The organism is Adlercreutzia sp. DFI.6.23, assembly GCF_024462535.1.
Taxonomy (GTDB): domain Bacteria; phylum Actinomycetota; class Coriobacteriia; order Coriobacteriales; family Eggerthellaceae; genus Adlercreutzia; species Adlercreutzia rubneri.
On the sequence record NZ_JANGBP010000479.1, the window covers coordinates 1 to 303 of the forward strand.

1 protein-coding gene is annotated in these 303 nt (G+C 67.0%); it reads right to left on the reverse strand.

Features of this window, described 5'->3' with window-relative positions; all coding sequences use genetic code 11:
• On the reverse strand, window positions 1–232 hold a 232-nt coding region (locus tag NE591_RS14230), incomplete at its 3' end, for a hypothetical protein (protein ID WP_256156980.1).
• Window positions 233–303: the final 71 nt, after the last annotated feature.

The following is a 303-nucleotide window of genomic DNA, read 5'->3' on the forward strand; positions in this document are numbered from 1 at the left end:
CTTGGGCGGTCTCGTCGGCGTACAAGGCGTCGTAGCCGATCGCGGAGAGGACGTCTTTTGCCTCGGCGCGTGCGCGCCTCTTGCGGCGTGCCGCCTGCTCGACCTTCTTCTCCTCATTCTCGAGCCCTGCGGTTCGGATATGCGCGCCGCGCACGGGCGGGCCGCCCTTGGGCCGAACGGCATTCCGCTTCGTGCTATTCGCCTTTTCTCTGTTCTTACCAAGCCGGAGCATGCAGTTCCGCCCCCTTCCTCTTCGCCTTGCGTATTGCCTGGCGCGTCGGGCGTCCCGGCGCAGGCGATGCC